This window comes from Streptomyces sp. NPDC044063, assembly GCF_056434285.1.
Genome location: NZ_JBWKFM010000001.1, coordinates 328,708 through 350,738 on the forward strand (window position 1 = coordinate 328,708; position 22,031 = coordinate 350,738).

The 22,031-nt window shown below is 70.8% G+C and carries 25 protein-coding genes and 1 pseudogene; 14 read left to right on the forward strand and 12 right to left on the reverse strand.

The window, feature by feature from the left end:
- Nucleotides 1-4 precede the first annotated feature (4 nt).
- Nucleotides 5-475, forward strand: a complete 471-nt coding sequence (locus tag AC07BS_RS01435) for a MarR family winged helix-turn-helix transcriptional regulator (RefSeq protein ID WP_478929295.1) — start codon at nt 5-7, stop codon at nt 473-475.
- Between the two features lie 13 nt (nt 476-488).
- On the opposite strand, the gene AC07BS_RS01440 is transcribed toward AC07BS_RS01435, so the two are convergent.
- On the reverse strand, nt 489-1,091 hold the full coding sequence (locus AC07BS_RS01440; RefSeq protein WP_478929297.1) for a TetR/AcrR family transcriptional regulator: 603 nt from the start codon (nt 1,089-1,091) through the stop codon (nt 489-491).
- Between the two features lie 48 nt (nt 1,092-1,139).
- Here AC07BS_RS01440 and AC07BS_RS01445 point away from each other — a divergent pair, with 48 nt between their 5' ends.
- On the forward strand, nt 1,140-1,691 hold the full coding sequence (locus AC07BS_RS01445) for a GNAT family N-acetyltransferase (RefSeq protein ID WP_478929299.1): 552 nt from the start codon (nt 1,140-1,142) through the stop codon (nt 1,689-1,691).
- A gap of 77 nt (nt 1,692-1,768) precedes the next feature.
- Here the strand turns inward: AC07BS_RS01445 and AC07BS_RS01450 are convergent, their stop codons facing one another.
- From AC07BS_RS01450 to AC07BS_RS01460, 3 genes are all read right to left on the reverse strand, one after another.
- Nucleotides 1,769-3,058: an MFS transporter gene (locus AC07BS_RS01450; protein ID WP_478929301.1), complete on the reverse strand. Its 1,290-nt coding sequence runs from the start codon at nt 3,056-3,058 to the stop codon at nt 1,769-1,771.
- A 97-nt stretch (nt 3,059-3,155) separates the two neighbouring features.
- Nucleotides 3,156-3,674, reverse strand: a complete 519-nt coding sequence (locus tag AC07BS_RS01455; RefSeq protein WP_478929302.1) for a secondary thiamine-phosphate synthase enzyme YjbQ — start codon at nt 3,672-3,674, stop codon at nt 3,156-3,158.
- A gap of 157 nt (nt 3,675-3,831) precedes the next feature.
- Nucleotides 3,832-4,347 (reverse strand): EF-hand domain-containing protein, encoded by a 516-nt coding sequence (locus AC07BS_RS01460; protein ID WP_478638728.1) that lies wholly within the window; start codon nt 4,345-4,347, stop codon nt 3,832-3,834.
- Between the two features lie 245 nt (nt 4,348-4,592).
- On the opposite strand from AC07BS_RS01460, the gene AC07BS_RS01465 reads away from it, so the two are divergent.
- Nucleotides 4,593-5,129 (forward strand): hypothetical protein, encoded by a 537-nt coding sequence (locus AC07BS_RS01465; protein WP_478929304.1) that lies wholly within the window; start codon nt 4,593-4,595, stop codon nt 5,127-5,129.
- A gap of 149 nt (nt 5,130-5,278) precedes the next feature.
- Here AC07BS_RS01465 and AC07BS_RS01470 read toward each other — a convergent pair whose 3' ends face one another.
- Together AC07BS_RS01470 and AC07BS_RS01475 are read right to left on the reverse strand one after the other, a co-directional pair.
- Nucleotides 5,279-8,350 (reverse strand): NACHT N-terminal helical domain 7-containing protein, encoded by a 3,072-nt coding sequence (locus AC07BS_RS01470; protein ID WP_478929306.1) that lies wholly within the window; start codon nt 8,348-8,350, stop codon nt 5,279-5,281.
- A 101-nt stretch (nt 8,351-8,451) separates the two neighbouring features.
- Entirely contained in the window at nt 8,452-8,703 is a 252-nt protein-coding gene (locus AC07BS_RS01475; protein WP_478929308.1) for a hypothetical protein, read from the reverse strand.
- A 152-nt stretch (nt 8,704-8,855) separates the two neighbouring features.
- On the opposite strand from AC07BS_RS01475, the gene AC07BS_RS01480 reads away from it, so the two are divergent.
- Nucleotides 8,856-9,626, forward strand: a complete 771-nt coding sequence (locus tag AC07BS_RS01480) for a dienelactone hydrolase family protein (RefSeq protein ID WP_478638719.1) — start codon at nt 8,856-8,858, stop codon at nt 9,624-9,626.
- Between the two features lie 46 nt (nt 9,627-9,672).
- Here the strand turns inward: AC07BS_RS01480 and AC07BS_RS01485 are convergent, their stop codons facing one another.
- Nucleotides 9,673-10,191: a GNAT family N-acetyltransferase gene (locus tag AC07BS_RS01485; protein ID WP_478929311.1), complete on the reverse strand. Its 519-nt coding sequence runs from the start codon at nt 10,189-10,191 to the stop codon at nt 9,673-9,675.
- A 405-nt stretch (nt 10,192-10,596) separates the two neighbouring features.
- Between AC07BS_RS01485 and AC07BS_RS01490 the strand changes: the two genes are divergently transcribed.
- Complete coding sequence (locus tag AC07BS_RS01490; protein ID WP_478929313.1) at nt 10,597-10,998, forward strand: VOC family protein; 402 nt, start codon at nt 10,597-10,599, stop codon at nt 10,996-10,998.
- Nucleotides 10,999-11,032: 34 nt separating this feature from the next.
- Entirely contained in the window at nt 11,033-11,467 is a 435-nt protein-coding gene (locus tag AC07BS_RS01495; RefSeq protein WP_478929315.1) for a VOC family protein, read from the forward strand.
- Between the two features lie 12 nt (nt 11,468-11,479).
- Here the strand turns inward: AC07BS_RS01495 and AC07BS_RS01500 are convergent, their stop codons facing one another.
- Nucleotides 11,480-13,291: a hydroxysqualene dehydroxylase gene (locus tag AC07BS_RS01500; RefSeq protein WP_478929317.1), complete on the reverse strand. Its 1,812-nt coding sequence runs from the start codon at nt 13,289-13,291 to the stop codon at nt 11,480-11,482.
- Nucleotides 13,292-13,508: 217 nt separating this feature from the next.
- On the opposite strand from AC07BS_RS01500, the pseudogene AC07BS_RS01505 reads away from it, so the two are divergent.
- The 3 genes and pseudogenes from AC07BS_RS01505 to AC07BS_RS01515 form a co-directional block, all read left to right on the forward strand.
- Nucleotides 13,509-13,608, forward strand: a pseudogene (locus tag AC07BS_RS01505) (hypothetical protein); the annotation flags it as partial.
- A 27-nt stretch (nt 13,609-13,635) separates the two neighbouring features.
- Nucleotides 13,636-14,070, forward strand: coding sequence for an aromatic amino acid lyase (locus AC07BS_RS01510; protein ID WP_478929319.1), 435 nt, complete (start codon nt 13,636-13,638; stop codon nt 14,068-14,070).
- A gap of 54 nt (nt 14,071-14,124) precedes the next feature.
- On the forward strand, nt 14,125-14,379 hold the full coding sequence (locus AC07BS_RS01515) for a tellurite resistance TerB family protein (protein ID WP_478929321.1): 255 nt from the start codon (nt 14,125-14,127) through the stop codon (nt 14,377-14,379).
- Here the strand turns inward: AC07BS_RS01515 and AC07BS_RS01520 are convergent.
- Entirely contained in the window at nt 14,363-14,608 is a 246-nt protein-coding gene (locus AC07BS_RS01520; protein ID WP_478929323.1) for a hypothetical protein, read from the reverse strand. The two genes, AC07BS_RS01515 and AC07BS_RS01520, sit on opposite strands and share 17 nt — an antisense overlap.
- A 368-nt stretch (nt 14,609-14,976) precedes the next feature.
- Between AC07BS_RS01520 and AC07BS_RS01525 the strand changes: the two genes are divergently transcribed.
- The gene (locus AC07BS_RS01525; RefSeq protein ID WP_478929325.1) at nt 14,977-16,152 is read left to right on the forward strand and encodes a serine hydrolase domain-containing protein; all 1,176 of its coding nucleotides are present in this window, start codon (nt 14,977-14,979) and stop codon (nt 16,150-16,152) included.
- 32 nt (nt 16,153-16,184) lie between these two features.
- Here the strand turns inward: AC07BS_RS01525 and AC07BS_RS01530 are convergent, their stop codons facing one another.
- Nucleotides 16,185-16,625: an ArsI/CadI family heavy metal resistance metalloenzyme gene (locus AC07BS_RS01530; protein ID WP_478929327.1), complete on the reverse strand. Its 441-nt coding sequence runs from the start codon at nt 16,623-16,625 to the stop codon at nt 16,185-16,187.
- A 79-nt stretch (nt 16,626-16,704) separates the two neighbouring features.
- Here AC07BS_RS01530 and AC07BS_RS01535 point away from each other — a divergent pair, with 79 nt between their 5' ends.
- From AC07BS_RS01535 to AC07BS_RS01550, 4 genes are all read left to right on the forward strand, one after another.
- Nucleotides 16,705-17,082 carry an ArsR/SmtB family transcription factor gene (locus AC07BS_RS01535; protein WP_478638703.1) on the forward strand — a complete coding sequence of 126 codons (378 nt, stop codon included), beginning with the start codon at nt 16,705-16,707 and terminating at the stop codon, nt 17,080-17,082.
- Nucleotides 17,079-17,822, forward strand: a complete 744-nt coding sequence (locus tag AC07BS_RS01540) for an aquaporin (protein ID WP_478929329.1) — start codon at nt 17,079-17,081, stop codon at nt 17,820-17,822. Before AC07BS_RS01535 ends, AC07BS_RS01540 begins: the two co-directional genes overlap by 4 nt.
- 20 nt (nt 17,823-17,842) lie before the next feature.
- Nucleotides 17,843-18,271: an arsenate reductase ArsC gene (locus tag AC07BS_RS01545; protein ID WP_478638699.1), complete on the forward strand. Its 429-nt coding sequence runs from the start codon at nt 17,843-17,845 to the stop codon at nt 18,269-18,271.
- A 283-nt stretch (nt 18,272-18,554) separates the two neighbouring features.
- Nucleotides 18,555-19,979 carry a pyridoxal phosphate-dependent aminotransferase gene (locus AC07BS_RS01550; protein ID WP_478929332.1) on the forward strand — a complete coding sequence of 475 codons (1,425 nt, stop codon included), beginning with the start codon at nt 18,555-18,557 and terminating at the stop codon, nt 19,977-19,979.
- 28 nt (nt 19,980-20,007) lie between these two features.
- On the opposite strand, the gene AC07BS_RS01555 is transcribed toward AC07BS_RS01550, so the two are convergent.
- Both AC07BS_RS01555 and nadE read right to left on the reverse strand, forming a co-directional pair.
- Nucleotides 20,008-20,937, reverse strand: coding sequence for a TNT domain-containing protein (locus AC07BS_RS01555; protein WP_478929334.1), 930 nt, complete (start codon nt 20,935-20,937; stop codon nt 20,008-20,010).
- 263 nt (nt 20,938-21,200) lie between these two features.
- A complete protein-coding gene (gene nadE, locus AC07BS_RS01560; protein WP_478638693.1) occupies nt 21,201-22,031 on the reverse strand; it encodes an ammonia-dependent NAD(+) synthetase in 831 nt (276 codons plus the stop codon).

Sequence of the window (22,031 nt, forward strand, 5' to 3'; positions counted from 1 at the left end):
CGGCATGACGACAGAGTTCGAAAATCTCGATGTCTCCGCTCTCGCCACCCAACCCATCGCCTATTGGACCTGGTCCGCCACCCGGGCGATTCTCCAGCGCGTCCGCGGTTCACTGGCCCAGGCGGACGTGAGTCAGCCGCAATGGTGGGCCCTCAACTACGTCGATGCCGCTGACGACGGACTGACCCGTACGCAGGTCTGCGCACTGCTGGACGCGTTCGTCGACGAGGTGAGCCCCGAGGACATGGGCGCCGCCGTCGACAGTCTCCTTCACCGCGGGTGGCTCACCGCCGACGGCGACGGCCGCCTCGCGCTCACGCATACCGGGCGCGAGGCCAAGGCCCGGATCGCCAGCCTCGTCGCCGAACTGCGCTCGGAGATCCACGAGGGCATCACCGACGAGGAGTACGCGGCCGTCCTCACCGCCCTCCAGCGCATGATCCGCAATGTCGGCGGTACGGCGACCCCCCGCTGACACGCACGACCACCTATCCCGGGTGGGGCGGCGCGGACGCCAGCTTCGCCACGTAATCGTCGACGAGCTCGGCCTGGCGCGCGGGCGGGAACGCCGCCGGGTCGAACAGGGCCTGCACCACGAGCCCCAGTACGAAAGCCTGGGCGCCGGCCGCCATGCGCGCCGGGTCCCCGGCCGGGAGTTCGCCGAGCTCCTGGGCCGTGGCGACCAGGTCGCGCAGCTTGTCGCGGCTCTGCGCGTATCGGCGGGCGTGATCGCCGCTCAAGGCGGGGTCGGCGAGTGCGGCGTCCCAGGAGGAGACCCAGATCCGGTTGGCGTCGGTGGCCTCGGCGGTCAGCGGCAGGATGTCGAGCAGGGCGGCCCGTACGGCGGGCAGGCCCTTCCCGGCGGCGCGCCGGGGGCGGGCGGCGCTGTGCTGTTCGAGCAGGTCGAGGGCGTGCGCGATCAGGTCCCGCTTGGCCGGGAAGTAGTGGGTGAGCAGGCCGGTGGTCGCGCCGAGTTCGGTGGCGACGGCGCGCAGGGTCAGTCCGCCGAAGCCGTGTGCGGCCAGCACCCGCCAGACCGCTTCCGAGACGTCGCGGCGACGGGCTTCGTGGTTCCCCTTGGTGCGTGGCATGCTGCTACGGTACATAACCGTAACGCTTGTTATGTGAATGGGGTCATCATGTTCTCCCTCCCGCTCCGGGACAACGCCCACCTCGCTCCGCTCGAGACAGCGCACGCCGAGGAGTTCGCCGCCCACATGGACCGGGCCCGCGACCACATCCGGCCGTGGGTCGGGCCCGCGTTCGTCACCGACGACCTCGACGGGGCCCGGGGCACACTCCGCAAGTACGCCGAGGGGCAGGCGGCGGACGGCGCCCGCCTCTACGGCATATGGCTCGACGGCACCCTCGTCGGCGGCGTGATGTTCACGGACTTCAACGCCGCCCTGGGATCCTGCGAGGTCGGCTGCTGGACCGAGCCGGCCGGTGAGGGCCACGGCCTGGTCACCCAGGCCTGCCGCACCCTGCTGGACTGGGCGTTCACCACCCGCGGGATGCACCGCGCCGAGTGGCACTGCCGCGCCGACAACGACCGCAGCGCGGCGGTGGCCAAGCGCCTCGGCATGACCCTCGAGGGCGTACGGCGCGAGTACTGGCCCTACGGAGGCGCCCGCCACGACAAGCAGATGTGGGCGATCCTCGGCTCCGAATGGCGAGCCGACCAGCGCTGATCACCCCCTCACGCGACGGGTCAGCTGTCCTGCCGGCAGGCGTTCCGTACGGGGTGAGAGGAGGCGGCCTCCTGCGTTCAGGCGGCGGTCCGGGCGTCCTGAACGGTGAGGGGCGCACCGGAGACACCGCCACCCCGCGTGGCCGCCGCCCACCGCGTGACCGGCGTCAGCGCGTACGACGCCGCCAGGAACAGCCCGCCGAGCAGCAGCCAGCCCAACGCCCCCGCCCCCATCAGCAGCCCCGTGAGCACCAGAGGTCCGAGCGTGCGGGCGATCGTGGTGCCGGTACCGAAGAAGCCCTGGTACTCACCCACCCGCCCATCCGGCGCCAGATCGAAGCCGATCTGCCAGGAACCGGCTGACTGCAGCATCTCCGCGACGACCAGAAGCACCGAGCCGGCCACCAGTACGCCGACGGCGACCGGCGCTGAACGCTCGGCCGAGAGAGCGAAGACACCGCAGGTCGCGAGCGCGAGAACGCCGGACCGGCGCACGGCCCGTGCCGCCGTCCCCAGGCCGCGGACCGAGCGGGCGGTACGGACCTGGAACAGCACCACACCAGTGGTGTTGAGCAGGAACAGCGCGGACACCAGCCACGCGGGAGCGTCCGTACGCTCGGTGATCCACAGGGGCAGACCCAGGCTGAGCAGCGGCATCCGGAGCAGCAGCACGGCGTTGAGGAGCGTGACGACGACGTACGGACGGTCCCGTAGGACCGCGAGCTTCGATCCCGGGGCGTCCGGACCGTCCGGACCGTCCGGGGCGTCCGGGCCATCCGGGACGGCGGGCACCGGCACGACCACCGGCAGGCGCGACAGCAGCAGCGCGCAGAGGAGAAAGCTCAGCGCGTCGATCGTGAAGACCCCGAGGTACGCCGGCCTGCTCCCGTCGGACAACGCGAGCCCACCGAGCGCGGCGCCCACGGCGAGCCCCCCGTTCAGCGTTGACTGGAGGTGGGCGAGCACGCCGGTGCGCTCTTCCTTGGTGACCAGGCCCGCCAGCAGCGCCTGCCGGGCGGCGGCCAGGCCCGACTGCGCGGTGGCGTAGAGGCAGGCCGCGACGAGGAACGGCAGGAAGTCGCGTACGACCAGGAAGGACGCGACGGCGGAGGCCGTGGCGAGGGCGAGCAGCACCGCCGTGCCACGCGGCCCGCGCCGGTCCGCGACCCGGCCGAGCGGCACCCCGACGACCGAGCCCACCGCCCAGGCCACGGTGAGGCCGAGACCGATCCTGGCAGGTGCCAGGCCGACGACGTGGGTGAAGTAGAGGGCCGAGGTGACGTAGTAGGCGCCGTCACCCACGGAATTGCTGAACTGTGCGAGAGCGAGGGTGCGTTGCGGACCGGCGGGGAGGAGCGGATTGGGCATGCCTTGACAGTACGCGGACAGTGGCTCGGTGCGGCAGGCCACTTGAGCGCCTTGTGTGTGGGCCACTTGAGGCGATGGTGCCCGGTCAGGCGGGTTGTTACAGGTCGTTGTGGATGCGCATGAGGACTTCGCGGCTGCGGGGCCCGTCGTGTTCGGCGAGCATGACCGCCTGCCACTGGCCGAGGTAGAGGGTGCCGTCGGTGACGGGGATGTGGAGCTCGGGGTGGGTGGCGATCACGGTGCGCAGGTGGGCGTGGCCGTTGTCCCGCTCGCTGTGGTGGGCCCGTTCCTCGGGGGTGCGGTCCTTGTCGTGGACGTAGGGGTGGTGGCTGCTGTGGGGGAGGAGCCGCTCCAGGGCCTGACCCGCGTCGGCCTCCAGCCCGGCGTCGAGCTCGTTGACGAGCAGGCCGCAGGTGGTGTGCGCGCAGTACAGATGCACGGTCGCCTCGGTCACGCCGGCCGCCGCGACGAGACGGTGGAGGTCCCTGGTCAGGTCCACCGTCTCCTCGGGGCACTGGGTGATCACGCGCAGCCGGGCGGTGAGAGCGAGGCGGTTGCCGGGCGGCATGACCTGGCGGGAGAGGACGTCGATGCCGGTGGGTGAGACGGTGGTCATCAAACCTCCATCGCGAACGGGGCAACGTCGGTGAGAGCACCAGCACCATGCCCGCGCGAAGCCGGTCCCGGCAACGACGGTTCCGGCCGAGGAGAAGAAAAACCTCCGGCCGCCCTTACCGCGACTTCCCGCGGAACAGCGACGGCCGGTCCAGAACCTAGTACAGGGCTTCGCCCATCGGAGAGCTGTCGCCGACGACATAAGCGCGGATCGCCGCGAGATACGCGTCGCGGGCGACCCGGCCGTCGCCATCGGCATCCAGCGCGTCGAACGCGGCCTCGGCGTTGCCGGGCGCATTGTTCAGCGCGGTGCGCAGGACGGTGAACTCGCTCCGGTCCAGGGCGCCGTCCCCGTCGGTGTCGACGAGATCGAACAGCGAGCCGAGCGCGAACTGACAGACGTTGTCGAACTTGTCGCCGTCCACCCACGCGTCGTATTCCTCGAAGGTCAGCCGGCCGTCCCCGTCGGCGTCCATGACCCCCCAGGCCTTGAGTCCCTCCCCACGCGCGATGGCGACGAGCGGGTCGTCCTCCGCGCGCCCCGTCGCCGCGACCACCCGTTCGATGCGGGACAGATAGTCGTGCGCCGAGATGACGCTGTCCCCGTCCGCATCCATCATGGCGAAGACGCGCCGCGTCGGGGTGGTGGCGGCTGTGGTGGTCGTACGGTCCACTCGGGATCCTCCTGCTCGCTTCAAGCTCGACGGGGACTCGTCCCGCCGTCCCGCCCTTCCTACCCGTCCCGCTTCGGCGCCTTGTGCGGTCGTGGCAACCGGTGGCATCCGGCGGCAGCGATGGCGCGCGGAACCGCGCGTCCGGGTGGGGTACGCGCGGGGAGCACGCTCCGAGGCACCGGGGTAGCGGACTGCGGCCAGGGGTAGTCGAGGGGCGGTAGCGGTGCGAACACATGGGAGGACATATGCCGGGAGTGCGTGGCACGGCGGTGACCCTGGGAACCCTGGTCCTGATGTTCACGTCGCTGGCGTGGGCGCCGGCCGGTCAGGCCGGGAACGGTGGCTACGAGGCCGTCACGTGCACAGGCCACGCCACGAGCCGCTACGAACCACCGCTCACCCTCCTGCCTCGGCGGACCCGCAACCACGCGGACGTGCGGTACGCGTGCACCGTCGGCCCCGGCCGCACTGTCGCCGCCACCGGCTCCTTCGACACGTCCCCTGCCCCGGCCGCATGCGTTTCCCTCGCCGAGGGAAGCGGCGTGGAGACCGTCCGGTACGCCGACGGAGGACGGTCCCTGATCGCCATCGACCGAGCCACCACGGTCCGCGTCGCGGGTGTTCTGACCGTCCTGCAGTCGGGCCGGGTCACCGAAGGCCGCGGCGCGGGGCACCCGGTACGACGGACTGTCACCGCCGAGCCACAGCACCTTCCCGCGGACTGCCTCACCTCCACTCTCCGAGGCCGCCGAAGCGCTGTTCAGCTGGAGATCCTTCCGTAACGCCGACCGTCCGCGCGTTCCACGCACCTGACCCGGCCGCGACCCACAACGCCTGCCGCGTGACGTGGCGGTCGATACCGAAGCGCGATGTCGCCGGACGATGCGGCGGAACAATTCGATCCCAGGACGCAGTCCGAGCGGCCCGTGCATCAGGCGTCTGCCGGCAGATCCGGATAGTGCGCGCGGACGGCGCGCAGCAGCCGCTCCTGGAGGGGACCGGGTACGTTCCGCGGGCGCCGGGCGAGGCGGCGAAGCGTGTCGCGGGGCAGCGTCGAACCATCCCTGTCGAGCATGTCGGCCAGTAGGCCGACCACCGGGTCCTGCAAGGGGGAGTCCTCAGGCAGAAGAGCCAGGGCCCGGTGCACCCGCAGATACAGCGCGGCCAGCTCTTCCGCCGCCAGTCCCGTGCTGCCGCCGATCACCAACCGCAGCAGATCGTGGGCCAGTGACGTCGCTGGCTGGTCCAGGCCGGGCGCGGTGAAGGTGGTCACCGCCGGCCCCAGCCACTCCATCACCGGATCCAGAGCGTGCCGCACCACAGAGTCGTTCGTGCCTGCCGACACGTCCATCTTGTGCCAGACCTCGTCCCAGTAGGTGCGGTTCCACCCGTTGAGGCCCTGCGAGTAGCGGTACAGCCAGTGCATGTCCAACGGTTCCGGAGGAGACAGCTCCCCCGACCGCAGGTGAATTTCCAGACTCCGTCCGGTATCCGTCCAGCCCCGCCGCACCGACACCGACAGCGCGAAGTCGGTCCACTGCTCCTCATCGAACGACGACCGCCAGAGCATGACATGCCGGTGCCAGGCCTCAGCCGGGTTCGGTGAGCCGGGAAACAGCTCGTTCGCCGTGATGCTCCCCTTCAGCAGCAGCACGACCAGGACCAGATTGGCGCCGTAGACGCCGTGCCGCGACGACGTGCGCATACGGGCAGGCCGATACGCCGGATGCGGGTCGTCCGTCCGTGTCGTGTGCTGGTCGAGGACGCGCATCAGCAGGCCTGCCAGCCGTTCACGTTCACCGTCGGGCATCCGCCGCGCCAACGACTGCCCGAACCGCAGGATCTGCCGGGAGGAGAGCGGGGCGTACGACAGCAGTGCGTACGCCAGGGAGTCGTCGACGTGGCGGGCACCGAGCGACAGGGCCGGACGGTCCATGAGCAGGCGACCGAGCACGTGCAGCGCCAGCCGTACGACCAGGTATTCGCCGAAAGTAGCGTGCAGGAACTCGTACGTGGCCAGCATCCGGCCGTCGCGCACGGACTGGGCGCGCTGAACGAAGAAGAAGCGGCCCAGAGCCTTCTCGGCCGCCCCCAGCGGGGCACGGAAGCCGGACGTCTCCGTGGAGCGATGGCCCAGCAGCGCCGTGAGGTCTTCCTCGAGCTCGGCGGCCGACACCCACTGCCGGCGCCGGTTGAGCACGGCGAAGGCGACCAGGGAAAGCCGCTCCAACTCCTGTTCCGCGCGCTCCTCCGCCAGTCCGTCCCCCGGCAGGAGATCCGGAGCGGTCTTGTCGACCTCCCGGCGGGCGAACGACGTGAGCAGCTCCTCGTACAGCTCGGCCTCGTCGAGAGGGCCGTCATCGTCGCGCCGCAGGCCGTTGTCCGTGGCGTCGTACAACGCCAGCATCAGCAACAGCAGCGGCTGCGCGGCCAGCGACTCGTGCCGGGCGACGGCGTCCCACGGCAGTGGTTGCAGCCCCCGCTCCGCGAATCGGCTCGCGTTGGCCTCGTTCCACAGCCCGAGCCAGTGGCGGATCTGGGCGGGCCGGAACGGTTCCAGACGCAGGGTGATGAGGCCTTCCGGGTAGCGGGTGCGGTCGGCGACGGCGGTACGGCTGGTGACCACCGCCTTCACCGGCCGTCCCTGCTCGGCCTCGCGCTCCTGGAAACGGGCGACCCGGACGAGGAAGTCGCTGTGGTGGACTCCGGTGGTCTGGAGGAGTTCGTCGAAGCCGTCGAGCAGCAGCACCGGGACCGCGCCGCCGGCCGAGCGGACCAGCTCCGGCCAGGACACCCGCTCCCCGGTGGCCGTCCGTACCGCCTGCTCCAGCTGCTCCTGGAGGTCGTCCTCGGTACGTACGTCGCGCAGCGGCACCCGGACCGGCAGGAAACCGGCGGACGGCAGCCGGGCGGCCAGGACCCGGGTCAGTACGGACTTGCCGGCGCCGGGCTGGCCCAGTACCAGCAGCGGGGTCTCTGCCGCACCGGGCGAGGTGAGTACGCCGGCCAGATAGCTCGTCAGGTCGCGGCGTACGGGCACCTCCTCCCACCAGGACTCGTTCGCCGGGCCTTGACCGGTGCTGGTCGCCGCGCGTACCCGGAAGTCGGGGTCGAGGTACATCTCCCGCAGGGTCGGCACGCGGATGCCGTCAGGCGTGGTCGAGGCATCCAGTACCGGCCGCGTGAGCGCGGCCTCGTGGGAGCGGGCGAGAGCGGCCGCGACATCGGTCGGCGGACGTAACGTCCGCGCCACCTCGGACAGCAGCTCCTCGACACCGGCCAGCGCGACCCGTACTTGCTCGCGGGTGGCCTGATGCTCCACCTGTGCCACCCAGAACCCGAACTCGGGTGCCTGCTGGGCCAGCTGGACGTACAGGGCCTCGTACTGCTGGACTGCCGCGCGGGGCAGCTCGTCGACCAGCACCTGGCGTGCCGCATTGAGGTCGGACGTCGCCAAACTGCTCCAGACACGCAGCCCTGCGACGAAGACGACGAACCGCCCCGACAGCTCCTCGTACCAGCCTTCCAGCTCCGCCGTCATTTCTTCGAAGGGGCGGTGGGGCGCGGGCCGGGGTGCGTGGACCGCCGCCAGCGCACGGGCGAACGCCATACCCCGGTCGGCCGGTTCCGAGGCTCCCGCGAGGGCGAGTTGTTCGCCGCGGGTCAGCTCCAGCTCGTCGATGTCGAAGGGCAGCTCGGCACCCTCCAGGGCCTGGAACCACGCGACGACCACGATCACCGTGTGGGCGGCGTGCAACAGCTCCGTGCGCTCGGCCCGCCCCTCCGCACGGCCCAGGCGCCGCCCCAGACCCCGTACCGCGTCGCGCCCCAGGCCGACCACGCGCCCCCGGGCGTCGACCATGCGCAACAGCCCGTCCCCGACGCCACCCGTCGCCACGTTCAGCGCCCCGCCCAGAGCCCGGTCCAGCGCGGCCACCGCGGGCGGATCACTCCCCAGCAGCACCAACGCGTCCGAGAACGACAACAGCCTGCGCACGCTCACCCTGCCCCCCATGGAACCCGACCACCGATTCGGCGCACAGGCACACACTCGCACGGACGTGTTCGGTGGGCGGGCGGTTCGGAGCAAGAAGCGATCGACCGTCAGGCCTCGTCACTCATCGCGGTGTCGCACGTACCGCAGACCCGGTCGGCGTACTCCGGGGCGTACCACGGGGAGCCCGGCTGCTCCGCTGGCTTCTGTGGGGCCGCTTCCATGGCGAAGGTGTCCTTGCCGCAGAACGTCCGCGGCCCCAGCGACGCCGTTCCCGGGGCGGCAGGGGCCGCGTGCACCAAATGGACCACTGGAGTCGCCGGTGATCTGTCGAGCTCGTACACGACGAAGACTTCCCTCATGCCTCGACGGTAGATCGCTGTCCGGTGATTCGTCGGACGTGCGCGCTGTCGGCACGTCGCAACGGGTCCACGGACCGGGGGACCGGCACTTGGACACACCCGCTAGCGTGGCCTCGTCCAACAGTGTGATGTGACAAGGAGCCACATACTTGATGCCCAACAGGACCACGACGACGCGGACGCTTGAAATCCCCACCCCCGACGGTACGGCCGATGCCTTCTTCGTCCACCCCGACGACGGCGGCCGCCATCCCGGGGTCCTCCTCTACATGGACGCGATCGGGCTGCGTCCCGTTCTCCAGGAGATGGCCGAGCAGCTGGCGGCGCACGGCTACAGCGTCCTCGTCCCCAACGTCTTCTACCGCACCGGCCCCGCCCCCGTGGTCGAGCTCCCCGACCTGACGAAGGCGGAGAACCGGGAGCCCTTCTTCAAGCAGCTCATGCCGCTGTACCAGGAGCACACCACGGAGCGTGCCCTGAGCGATGCCCGTGCCTACCTGGACTTCCTCACGGCGCAGCCGGAGGTCGGTCCCGGTCCGGTGGGCAGCGTCGGCTACTGCATGGGCGCGGTGCTGGCCCTGCGGACGGCCGCGGCTCACCCGGGGCAGGTCGCCGCTGTGGCCGGCTTCCACCCCGGCCCCCTGGCCACGGACGCGCCCGACAGCCCGCACCTGCTCACGCCCGAGGTGAGCGCGGAGGTCCACTTCGGGATCGCCGAACACGACGCGGCCGCGGACCCCGAGGCCGTCGAACGGATGCGCGCCGCCCTGGACGAGGCCGGCGTCCGCAACAGCTGCGAGGTCTACCCCGGCACCGTGCACGGCTTCACCATGACGGACACGGCGGCCTTCGACAAGGCGGGGCACGACCGTCACTGGGACACCATGCTGAGCCTGTTCGCCCGTAACCTCACCGCCAGCTGAAAGCGGCGGGGCCGCCCGGTTCACCCCGGGCGGCCCCGCAGGCACGTCAAGCCGCCGCTGCCGCGTAACAGTGCACGGCCACCAGCTGGGAGGGGCTCCACCGTTGCTCGACCGTGGCCAACCGCTCCCAGCCCAGTCGCTCGTACAGGGCTGCCGCGGCGGTATCGGACGCCACGACGTCGAGCACGGGGTGGAGGCCATGACGTCGTGCCGCCTCCACCGCCCGGCCGATCAGCAGGGCCCCGATCCCATGCCCCCTGGCCTGCGGGTCGACGAACAGCCTGCTGACCACGGCGGTCAGGTCCCTGCTCGTCCCGTTCCGCTCGCTCCACAGGCCGGGTGCCGTATCGCCTTCGCCGCTACGGGACAAGCCCACGTGGCCCACGACTCGGCCATCGAGTTCGGCGACCCAGGTCCCCAGTGGTGAGGGGTGCGACAGCCACTCATCAGGCCGGTCGGGCCAGTTCACCGGGTAGCCGTCGGATCGATGGACTTCGGCAAGGGCCCGCACACACGCTTCGACGTCTCCATCGGTCCTCGGCCGGACCTCGCAGCCTGTCATCATGCTTCGGTCGTCTTGCGGGAAGGGGCGCCGGTGAACTGGCCCTCCTTGCCCGGCTGGAGCCGCCACCGATAGATCACTGCGAACATGCCTGGTTCTTCCTCTCAGCTCGACCGCGGGAGACGTTCCGATGGACCGCCCGAAGCAGGGTATGGCCGCGCCGGCGCGGCGCCCATTACGGCCTCGTTGCTCAAACGGCTGCCCGTCGCAGTAGGCCGCGCCGCCCATCCAACCGAGCCGCGATGCGCGCAGCCGGTATTCCTACCCAACTCGGATAGGCAGCAGACTGCGCTTCCCGGCAATCCCGACGCCGACGCGGGTGTACGCCGGCGGCCGATCCGTTCGGCGCGGGGCGCTGTCTTGGCGGCGTAGGCTGATCCCCCGTCCGCACTGTCTGGTGGGGGAGTCATGACCAGTAGGTTCACCGAGTTGGTCGTCGACTGTCACGATCCGGAGCGGCTCGCGGCCTTCTGGTGCGCGGTCCTGGACTTCGCGGTGATCGACCGGAGCGAGGGCGAGGTGGAGATCAGCTCCTGGGAGCCGACCGTCGAGGAGGTCCGGGCCCGCCAGATGCCGCCCACCCTCCTGTTCATCCGCGTGCCCGAGGGCAAGACCGTGAAGAACCGGCTCCATCTCGACGTCAGCCCGATCGACAGCAGTACCGACGACGAGGTGGCCAGGCTGCTCGGTCTCGGTGCCACCACGGTGGACGTGGGCCAGGGGCCCGGCCGGAGCTGGGTGGTCATGGCCGACCCCGAGGGCAACGAGTTCTGCGTCCTGCGCACCCTGGCACCGTTCAACCAGACGTAGGTGACATCGGTTCGCCCCCTGTTATGGTGCGTCGATGTCATCGATCAAGCAGTTCCAAGTCACCTTCGACTGCGCGGAACCTGAGCGTGTCGCTCGTTTCTGGTGCGAGGTGTTGGGGTACGTCGTACCGCCACCGCCGGAGGGTTTCGCTACGTGGGACGATCACCGTCATTCGCTGCCGCCCGAGCGTCAGGGTGCGGCGTTCGTCTGCATGGATCCGTCGGGGGTAGGGCCGCGCATGTACTTCCAGCGCGTTCCCGAGGGCAAGGTCGTCAAGAACAGGGTGCATCTTGATGTGCGGGTCGGCACCGGGCTCGTGGGTGCGGAGCGCCTCGCCGTACTCGAGGCCGAGTGTGCTCGACTGGTCGCGCTCGGTGCGGTGCGGGTGCAAGTGCTGCTCGCCGATGGTGTCAATGAGTCGTGCATCGTGATGCAGGACATCGAGGGCAACGAGTTCTGTCTCGACTGATCTGAGCTGACCTCAGCCGTGGTCGAAGAGGTTGGGCAGGCCCGCGCGGTAGCGGGCCTCGTCCTGGTCGTGGAAGGGGCGCAGCTCGGGCGGCCGGTAGAGGGGCCAGACCCGGCAGCGGGGAGCCGTCGAGCCGTCCGCGTCGAGGAGGGCGTTCACGGCCCGGCGGGCCGATTCGTTGGCGCCTTCCATGGTGGCGAGGTCGATGTCGGTGGCGACGTAGTCGCCGGCCAGGAAGAGGTTGGGGACGGCCGTACGGCTTGAGGGACGGTTGTAGAGGGTGCCCACCGGGTGGATCAGGAGCTGTTCGCGGTTGGCGGGGGACGGGCCGCCGAGGCCGGTGACGGCGGGGTCCATGAACCACGAATGGAGGTCGGCGTCGTCGATGACGCGCCGGCCGGTGTCGTTGAGGCCGGCCTTGAGCTGGGCCCATACCTCCTCGACCACTTGCCGCTTGGTACAGGCGATGGCCGGCTTGCCGTAGAGGATTCCGGGCGTGTCCCACTGCGAGGCGATGACCGACAGGCAGTCCGCGGCACGCCCGTCGCCGTACTGGGCGGGCAGGTCGCGACGCGGCCAGAACTGGGCCTGGCTGATGGATGTCAGGGCCCATGGTGTGTCGACGTGGTTCACATGCCCATGGACGATCGGCGTTCGCTTGTGGAGGTAGAACTGGATGCCCACCATCCAGTCGGTCCGCAGCCGGTCGCAACGGGCCAGCTGCGGGTCGGCGCCGCGCAGTTCGGGCCCCCAGGTGGCGCGGGCGTGTTCGACCGGCATGGCGCTGACGTAGTGGTCGGCCGTGATCGTGCGTGACCTGCCGGAGCCGGAGCCGGACCCGGACCCGGGCGTGGCCAGGCGGACGCCGGTGAGGCGGCCGCCGCGGTAGATCAGCTCCCGCACCTCCGCGCCGAGTTCGAAGCTCACGCCCAGGGAGCGCAGGTGGGCTTCCCAGGGGCGGATCCACGCCTCGTTGGTGGGGGCGTTGAGCACGCGGTCCGGCTCGCCGTCGTTGCCGCGGCCGAGGGCGTTGTAGACGAAGGCCTGGATGATGCGGGCGACCGTGCGGGTGCTCGCCTGCTCGGCCCGGGTGGCGACGATGTTGCGGGTCGAGCCGGTACCGAGGATGTGCTGGTAGTCGCGTGACATGCGGTCGGCCTTGATGAACGTCCACCACGGGACGCGTTCCCACTGCTCGGTGCGGCGTCGCTCGCAGCTGGTGAGGTGGACCAGCATCCGGTTGGCGAAGTAGGCGGCCTCGGTGGCCGGCAGGTGGACGAGCGTGTCGAGCGTGCCGGTGAGTGTCTGCAGGAGCGCGTCGGGTCGGAGGAGGTCCGTGTGGGGGAGGGCGGTCACGGTACGGAAGGGCAGCCGCAGGTCGGGGCGGCCTCCGTCGCGGACGGTCAGTTCCTCGGTGGCGTTGACGAGGTTGCCGTGGACGCTGCCCCGGCCGCCCGCCAGGGGGATGCGGCGCAGGGTGTCGGGGAGGTTGCGGTAGAAGCCGGGGAAGAAGCGGAAGCCGTGTTCGCCGGGGAGGGGAAGGCGCCCGCCGGTGGCGGTGCCGGGCACGTCCATGCTGCGGGCCTTGCCGCCGAGGATGTCGTTGCGCTCGTAGACCGTGACGCGGTAGCCGCGCTCGGCGAGCTCGTGGGCGGCACTCAGCCCGGAGACGCCCCCGCCGAGGACGGCCACGCGCCGGGCCCCGCGACCGGAGGGGGCGGCGTTCGCGCGCCCCGCGCCGGCTGCCAGGACGACGCCGCCGCCGAGGCCGCCCGTCGTAGTCAGGAACGTACGCCGCGTCGGTGATCCCGGGGAATGAGGCACGCCCGGGACAACGAGCCGCCGAAGCTCCGGGGCATGGGCAGCGGGCGGCCGGCCATGTCATCGGGTGAATCGGGCGCCTTTCGGCTGCCTGCCTCGGACCCGGACCTGTATGCACCAGGGCCCTCCGCCGCTTCGAGGACCTGATGGTCCGGCTGCGAACAGGGACGCCGGGTGAGCCAAGGAGGACCTGATCGCCCCGGGTGCCGCCCTGTACGGCGTGACGACCGGGTTCGAGGACAGCAGCGACCGGCAGGTCCCGGCGGCCAAAGCGGAGGAACTCCAGCGCAATCTGCTGCGCTTCCTGCGCGTCGGTGTCGGCCCCCACGCCCCTGCGGACATCGTCCGTGGCACCATGCTCCTCCGCGCCAACTGCGCCGCCCGCGGCCGGAGTACTGCGACCGCACGGCCTCCACCCCGTACGCCTCCAGACCAAGGAGGGCCTGGCCCTGGTCAACGGCACCTCCTTCATGGCCGCCTACGCCGTCCTGGCCCACGCCGAGGCCCGTGAACTGGCCTGGGCCGCAGAGTTGTGCACGGCCCTGACCACCGAACCGCGCCGCGGCCCGGCCGCGCAGTTCGCTCCCTTCCCCCACGACCACAAACCCCACCCGGGCCAGGCGACCAGCGCCGCCCGTATCCACCACCTGATCAACGGCTCCGGCCTCACAGCCACCCCGACGGGCGCCGACACCACCCGCGACGGCTGCGCCGAACTCGACCGCCACATCCGGGACCCGTACTCCATCCGCTGCGCACCCCACGTCCCGGCCGCTGGCTGACCATCGAGATCAACTCGTCCAACGACAACCCGCTCTTCGACGCCGCCACCACCCGTGTCCACGACAGCGGCAACTTCCCGTCCGGAACGGGACTGGGCCAAGGGCTATTTCGCCGCCTTCGGCTGCTCCGACGAGCTGTTCGACCTCCTGGAGACCTACGAAGGCGACGAACCGCTCGAATCCGTGCTGGAGCGCAGCGAGGCGGTCGCGGTCTCGGCACGCGCACTGGTCCACGATGCCATCCGCGTATGTGCGGCCGATGACGATCTGAACGCCGGCGAGCTCGCGGCGATCAGAGGCCGGGCGTGACGTCGTGGTGCGGGGCGAAGAAATCGCCGTCGTAGTGGACCGCCGGCACGTACTCGGCGGCCATTCCGCGGCACTGCACACCCAGGACGCTTTCGACGACGTCCCTGACGCTTTCGGACGCGCCGAACAGTTCGGGCGCCGGGAATTCGTCGTGCGACAGGGATCGGCGGGTGTCCGGGCGGAGCTCTCCGGATCCCACGACGGAAGGTGCCGGCTTGCCGGCCGGCACGGCCAGGACACGGTCGAGAAGGCCCGCGGGGACGTCCGGCCCGAGAAAGCCGGAGACACGGCACGCTCCGGCGGGAAGCTGCCAGACGGCCCGAGGGCTCACCTGGGGCTCCGGCTCCCTCACGGGGATGACCGGGGTGGATTCCTGTGACATAGGCACGGTCCTGGAAGGTGAGAGGGGGATGCACATGACGGGCCGCGGGGAGGATGCGAAGCGCCCGGCGACCTTGGATGGATGGGGAGGCCCTCAGGGGTTCGTCTCCGGGACGGCTCAGGGTGATCACTGGCGGCATCTGGCGTCCGCCCGGGCAGAGTTGCCGGCGGTTCACCTCTTCCCGCCCCTGTGGCCCCACCCTTGGGAGCAGCCCGATGTACCACCGCTCTTCCGTTCCGCGCCGCCTGGCCGTGGCCGGCGTTACCGTCGCCGCGCTCACAGCAGGCGCGTGCGTTCCCGCCGGGATGGCGTCCGCCGCGGTTCCGCAGCGGTCCGCTGCCGCCGCCTCGTTCGATCCCGCACCGATGCGGGATCTGCTCGCCCGTCTTCCCGATACCGTCGTCGCCGGTGCGCTGGTCAGGGTGGAGACGAACGGCCCGGCGCTGCCGTGGACCGAAACCGCGGGGGAGGTGTCCTCGGGCGCCCACTTCCGCATCGGGAGCGTGACGAAGATCTTCACCAGCACGGTCGTGCTCCAGCTGGCGGCCGAGCGCCGGATCGCCATCGACGCGCCTGTCCGGCACTACCTGCCCGAACTCATCCCGGCCGCGTACGGCGAAGTCACTGTGCGCGAGCTCCTGGACCACACCAGCGACCTGCCGGCCCCGGCCGGGATACCCGGGCCGGCCGACGGACCCGGTTGGTGGCGGAAGGGCGTATCGCCGCAGGACGTGGTGCGTCGTGCGTTCGCAGCCGCCGCCGCGAGCCGGGGGACGGGGCACCTGCCCGATCCCGGCAAGGTGCAGCAGTACAACGGGGTCAACACCTTCGTCGCCGGCCTGCTGGTCGAAAAGGTGACCGGCCGAAGCTTCAAGGACGAACTCACCCGCCGCATCATCCGGCCGCTGGGACTGCGGAACACCAGCCTCCCCTCGCCGGAAGACATGTCCATGCCCGCACCGCACGCTCGCGTGTACATCGGTGGTGACGAGGTGACCGAGCAGAGCCCCTGGGCATGGGCCGAGGGCGGAATGATCTCCACTGCCGCTGATCTGGACCGGTTCATGACCGCTCTGTTCCGCGGCCGCCTCCTCCCGCCCGCCCAGCAGGAGCTGGTGTTCACCGTGCCCAAGGCGGACAACGCGCGGACCAACACGAACTGCATCAACGGAACGAGTTGCTTCAGCGCCGGCGGCCTGATGCGGATCACACTCGACAACGGCGTCACGGTGTGGGGCAAGACCGGTTCCCTCCCCGGGTGGACCAACGGCGTCTTCGTCACCCGTGACCTGAAGCGGCGCGTGGTCTACTCCCTCAACCCCACCGGCACCGCCTCCGAGCGGCCCTATGTCATGGCGGTCGTCAACTCGGCCTTCTCAAGTACCAGCTGATCGCCAAGGAGCGCCGGCCGGTCATGGGCGCGTCAGACCGTAGCGCCGAGGGTGTCCGAACAGCACGCGTCGCCACCGCTCTGCGCGGGGCTCTCGCCGAGGGTGTCGGCGTCGGTCTTGACCACGTAGACCTCCCACGGCTCGCGGCCGGGGCCGTGGACCCAGACCTTGTCCTGGACGGCGTAGCAGCAGGAGGTGTCGTTCTCCTCGAGCGTCGCCAGGCCGGCCTCCTTCAGCCGCTCGGTCGCGGCCGTGACCTGCTCGGTGCTCTCGACCTCGACGCCGAGGTGATCGAGGCGGGTGTCCTGGCCGGGCTCGCCCTCGATGAGGACGAGCTTCAGCGGGGGCTCGGTGATCGCGAAGTTCGCGTAGCCGGGCCGCCGCTTGGCGGGCTCGATGCCGAAGAGCTTCGTGTAGAAGGCCACCGACGCTTCGAGGTCGGCGACGTTGAGGGCAAGCTGAGCACGGGGCATGACGGCCTCCTGAAGCTTCTGTATCGATATCTTTCGATTCAATGTTGCGCCTTGCATCGAAGAACGTCAAGATAGAAACATGTCGAAACAAGATGGAGTGGCCCTCGGACAGGACGGCCCTGGCGGCTGCTGCCCGGCGCTGCTGGCCGCGCCCCTGGCCGAAGACCGGGCCGAGGAGCTGGCGGGAGTCTTCAAGGCCCTCGGTGATCCGGTACGGCTGCGGCTGCTGTCGATGATCGCCTCGCGGGAGGGCGGGGAAGTGTGCGTGTGCGAGCTGACCCCGGCCTTCGAGCTGTCCCAGCCGACGATCTCCCACCACCTCAAGCTGCTCCGCCAGGCCGGTCTCATCGACGGCGAGCGGCGCGGGACGTGGGTGTACTACCGGGTCGTGCCCGGCACCATGGACCGGCTGGCCTCCGTCCTGCGCACCCCGCGGAGCACCGGAGCGGCGCCATGACCGCCCCGCTCGCCCGCCGCGCCACCGCCGAGGCCCTGGGAACCTGCCTGCTGGTCGCCGTGGTGGTCGGCTCCGGAATCCAGGCCACCGAACTGACTCGCGACGTCGGTCTCCAGTTGCTGGCCAACTCGCTCGCGACCGTCTTCGGGCTCGGAGTGCTGATCACCTTGCTCGGCCCCGTCTCCGGCGCCCACTTCAACCCCGTGGTCACCCTCGCCGCCCACCTCGCCGACCGCCGTGGTGCCCGGGGCCGGGGTCTCGGCCCGCGCGACGTCGCAGCGTACGTCGCCGCCCAGGTCGGTGGAGCCGTGACCGGCGCGGTGCTGGCGGACGCGATGTTCGGCCGCCCGCTCGTCCGCTTCTCCACCCACGACCGCTCCGCCGGTCACCTGTGGCTCGGCGAGGTCGTGGCCACTGCCGGGCTCGTCCTGCTGGTCCTCGGCCTGGCCCGCGCCGGCCGTGCGAACCTGGCGCCGGCCGCGGTGGCCGCGTTCATCGGCTCCGCGTACTGGTTCACCTCCTCGACCAGCTTCGCCAACCCGGCGGTGACCATCGGCCGGGCCTTCACCGACACCTTCGCCGGCATCGCCCCCGCCTCCGTGGCCCCCTTCGTCGCCGCCCAGCTGGCCGGTGCCGCTCTGGGGCTGGCTCTGACCGGGCTCGTCTTCGGGCGCCCGGCCCCGGCCCCCGTGCCCGCCCCCGCCGGCGAGCCGCACCTGGCCGCCACCCCCACCCCCTGACCGCCCCAGGAGACATCACTGTGAACAACAACTCCACCCAGCGTCCGTCCGTGCTGTTCGTCTGCGTCCACAACGCCGGACGCTCACAGATGGGCGCCGCCTTCCTCGCCCACCTCGGCGGCGACCGCGTCGAGGTCCGCTCCGCCGGCTCCGCCCCGGCCGAGACCGTCAACCCTGCCGTCGTCGAGGCGATGCGCGAGGCCGGCATCGACATCGCCGCCCAGAAGCCGAAGCTGCTGACCACCGAGGCGGTCCAGGCGTCCGACGTCGTCATCACCATGGGCTGCGGCGACGCCTGCCCCGTCTTCCCCGGCAAGCGCTACCTCGACTGGAAGCTCGACGACCCCGCCGGCCAGGGCGTCGACGCCGTGCGCCCGATCCGCGACGAGATCGAGCGGCGCGTCCGTGGCCTGCTCGCCGAGCTCGGTGTCGAGGCCACCGCGAACTGACCTGTCGCGAGGCTCGCCCCTCCCTTCCGTAGGGATGGCTGGTTCGCGCCCATGTGGTCGTAAGCGAGCGTCCCGTACCTTGTGGTTGTTCGTCACGACATGACCGACCCGACGACCGGAGGTCTTTCGCATGACGACGTCGACCTTCCTGTGAGGCCCCGCCCGCGCAGCCCCGGCACTGTTCCCGCACCCGCATAGGAGCCGCTTGCCGGGCGAGCCGCGTCCGATGCGTGACGGCGCCACCCACCCGGCACCCATCCCATCGATCCGACAGGAGACGGCCATGCCTTCGACGCCTTCCCGTGACATCAGCGGCCGGACGCCGGCCGAGGTGATCGCGCTGCTGGCCCGTACCGCCGATCCCGAGCGCCGCCTGTCCGTCGAGCAGCAGCTGTTCCCCGATCTCCTCAACCTGGGCACGGCCGAGAACGTCCTGCTCTACCGCCAGCTGAACGAGAAGGTGTTCAGCAAGCTCAGGGGCCTGACCGAGCAGGACCTCCGCTACCCCGTGCCCATCTACGGCACGGAGCGGATGCGCGAGGACATCGCGGCGTTCCTGCGCCCTCACTTCGGCGCCGACCTCGGCCCCGACGACGTCTTCGGCACGTCGGGCGTCTCGGCGGCCCTGGAGTGCCTGGCCTTCGCGCTGAAGAAGACCGGCGTCCTGGGCACCGGCGACCGGGTGCTGCTCCCGGCCCCCTTCTGGCAGGGCTTCAAGTGGTGCTTCGAGCAGAGGCCCGGCCTGGAGTGCGCCCCCGCGTACCTCGGCTCCGACTTCGAACTCACCCTCGACGTCCTGCAGCGGGCCTACTACGGGCAGCCGGTGCGGCCCAAGCTGCTCATCCTCACCAACCCCCACAACCCGCTGGGCGTCAACTACGACAAGGACCTGCTGGAGAAGATCTACACCTGGGCCCTGACACAGACGGACATGCACGTCATCTCGGACGAGATGTACGCGCACTCCCAGCTCCGGAGCTCCCGCCTGCCCTTCGTGAGCGCCTTCGCGCTGGACGCCTACCGTGATGTCCCGGACGCCCGGGAGCGGGTCCACGTCGTCTGGGGCTTCGCCAAGGACTTCGGCCTCTCGGGCTTCAAGGCAGGGGTCGCCCTCACCCGCAACACCGAAGTGCAGGACGTGCTCAACGGCACGGCCGGCGAACCGTACTCCTGGTTCAGCCCCTTCGACTCCCTCAAGCACTACGTCATCGGCAGCCTCCTCGAGACCCAGGAGACGGGCAGGAGCTTCGCCGCCGAGCTCATGGAGGAGTACCGCACGGTCCTCACCAACGCCTTCGAGTCGGCCAGGACCGCCCTCGACGAGGCCAAGAACATCCCGTACGTCTTCCACGATGGCCAGAACTCCGCCCAGTTCTTCTGGCTCGACCTGCGGGAGTACCTGTCGACGAACGCCCCGGAGCTCCCCTACGGGCGGGGTCCCCACTTCCCGCACAACGGGAACGGCGGTGCGGAGGCCGGCAGGTCCGGCGACCTCCACCTGCCGGTGCTCTTCACCGAGATCGGCAGCGCGGAGAGCGAGCTGTTCCAGTACATCAAGGACACGGCCCATGTGCAGCTCCTCCCGGGGCAGACGCTCTCCGCCCACGACCAGGGCTACTTCCGCCTGTGCTTCACCGCCTTCGACGAGCCCACGATCCGCGAGGCGATCCAGCGCGTCTCCCAGGCACTGGCGGACCGTCCCCACTGAGGCTGGGCCCGCCACTCCCGTACGCCACTCAGAGGCCGACGAGCTCCGTGTACAGACGATCGGAGGCCGACGCCTCATCGGCATGGCGCGCGACGACCCGTTCCTCGCCCCGCTCGACCAGACCGACGACCCACTGTCCGCCTGCCTGCCGCAGCACGTAGTACTCCGAGGCGGGCAGGCGCGGGGTGTGCACGCCGGGGATGCGGTAGTACGCGTCGGGCACTCCCGCACGGGCCAGCGCGGTACGGACGGAGGCGGCGGTCATCGTCCCCCGCGCGGGCCTCGCCACGCTCCGGGGGGTGCGGGCCTTGCCTCCGGGCAGGACCTCCTCCAGGACCTTGGTGGCCAGCAGGTCCTTGACGGGCTTGTCGAGCTTGATCTGGGTCCCGCCGCCAGGCTGCCCGAACCACGCGGCGATGGCGCCCCGCTTCCCGCTGAAGGACTGGCCCGGAAGCAATCGGTAGACGTGATAGTTGCACGCCGCGTCGTACGATCCGTCGCCCTTTCGGTACGTCTGCAGATTGGACGGCGGAATGGCCCGCTGCGCGTACTGCGCGGGCTTGGATCTCGCGTCGGGCGAAACGAACGAACCCCCCGTGCCGCCGAAGCGGTCCAGGTACACCTCGTGCCGCTTGTCGTACTTCACCGTGACGGGTTTCGGGGTGCCGGCGAAACCGTCGTTGCCGGGGTAGTCCCAATCCCAGTCGGCCTTTTTCCACTTGTCCAGGAACGCCTTGGCGCCGGCCGACCCGCCGAGTTTGTCGTAGCCCTTGACGAGCGGACCGACCGGCGGTTTGACCGGCAGCGTGGCCGGCCCCAGGGACCAGTCCCCGTGGTCGGCCACCGTGCATTCCGGGACGACGGGAGTGTTCGGCGCGGCCTGCGCCGTACCCGTCAGGACCGTTCCTGCCAGTAATGCCGTGCACACGGCGCCGGATATGTGGACGCTGCCCTTCACTGTGGTCTCCTGACCGCGCACTCGGGCCCACGGGTCGCGGGCTACCCACGAGTCGCAACGGCAACGGAACCTAGCAGCGCGGCAGGCGGCGCCGGGTGGGGGAAACGTCACCTCTTCGGCGCAAGGGTGCGAACCGGTCTGCCGGACCGGCCTTCCGGCTGCGGGACGGGGAACGACCCGTCGGACGCTCCGCGCGGCCCGCGCCGGACAGCGGCGTGCCCCTCGACCCCGGAGGAGTCGAGGGGCACAGCACGGGCACGGCACTACGGAGCGATGGGCAGCTGACGCTTGTGGTCGGTGAGGCGGTAGCGGTTGACGATCGTCTCGAAGGCCCGCTCGTCCACCGGCTTGCCCTCCAGGAAGTCGTCGATGTCGTCGTACGTGACCCCGAGCGCGTCCTCGTCGGCCTTGCCCGGGTCGAGGGTCTCCAGGTCGGCCGTCGGGGTCTTCCACACCAGCTCCGCGGGCGCGCCCAGCGCCTCCGCGACGGCGCGCACCCGGCGCTTGGTCAGGCCGGTCAGCGGGACCAGGTCGGCGGCGCCGTCGCCGAACTTGGTGAAGAAGCCGGAGACCGCCTCGGCGGCGTGATCGGTACCGACGACCAGACCGTCGTGCGCGCCGGCCACCGCGTACTGGGCGATCATGCGCTGGCGGGCCTTGATGTTGCCGTGCACGAAGTCCTGGTGGTGGGCGTCGCGGAAGCTCACGCCGGCGGCCAGCGCGGCGTCGGACGCGGCGTCGCTCGCGGGCTTGATGTCCACGGTCAGTACGTGGTCGGCCTGGATGAAGGAGAGCGCGAGCTGGGCGTCGCGCTCGTCGGCCTGGATCCCGTAGGGCAGGCGCATCGCGTAGAACCGCGCCTCGTGGCCGGCGGCCCGGGCCCGCTCGACGGCGAGCTGGCACAGCCGTCCGGCGGTGGTGGAATCGACGCCGCCGCTGATGCCGAGCACGAGGGAGCGCAGACCGGTGGAGGTCAGCCGCTCGGTGAGGAAGGCCACACGGCGTTCGATCTCCCGCTCGGCCTCGAAGGTCTCGGCGACCTGGAGCTCCCGGGCGATCTCCTGCTGCAGGGCTATGGACACCGGCTCGCTCAC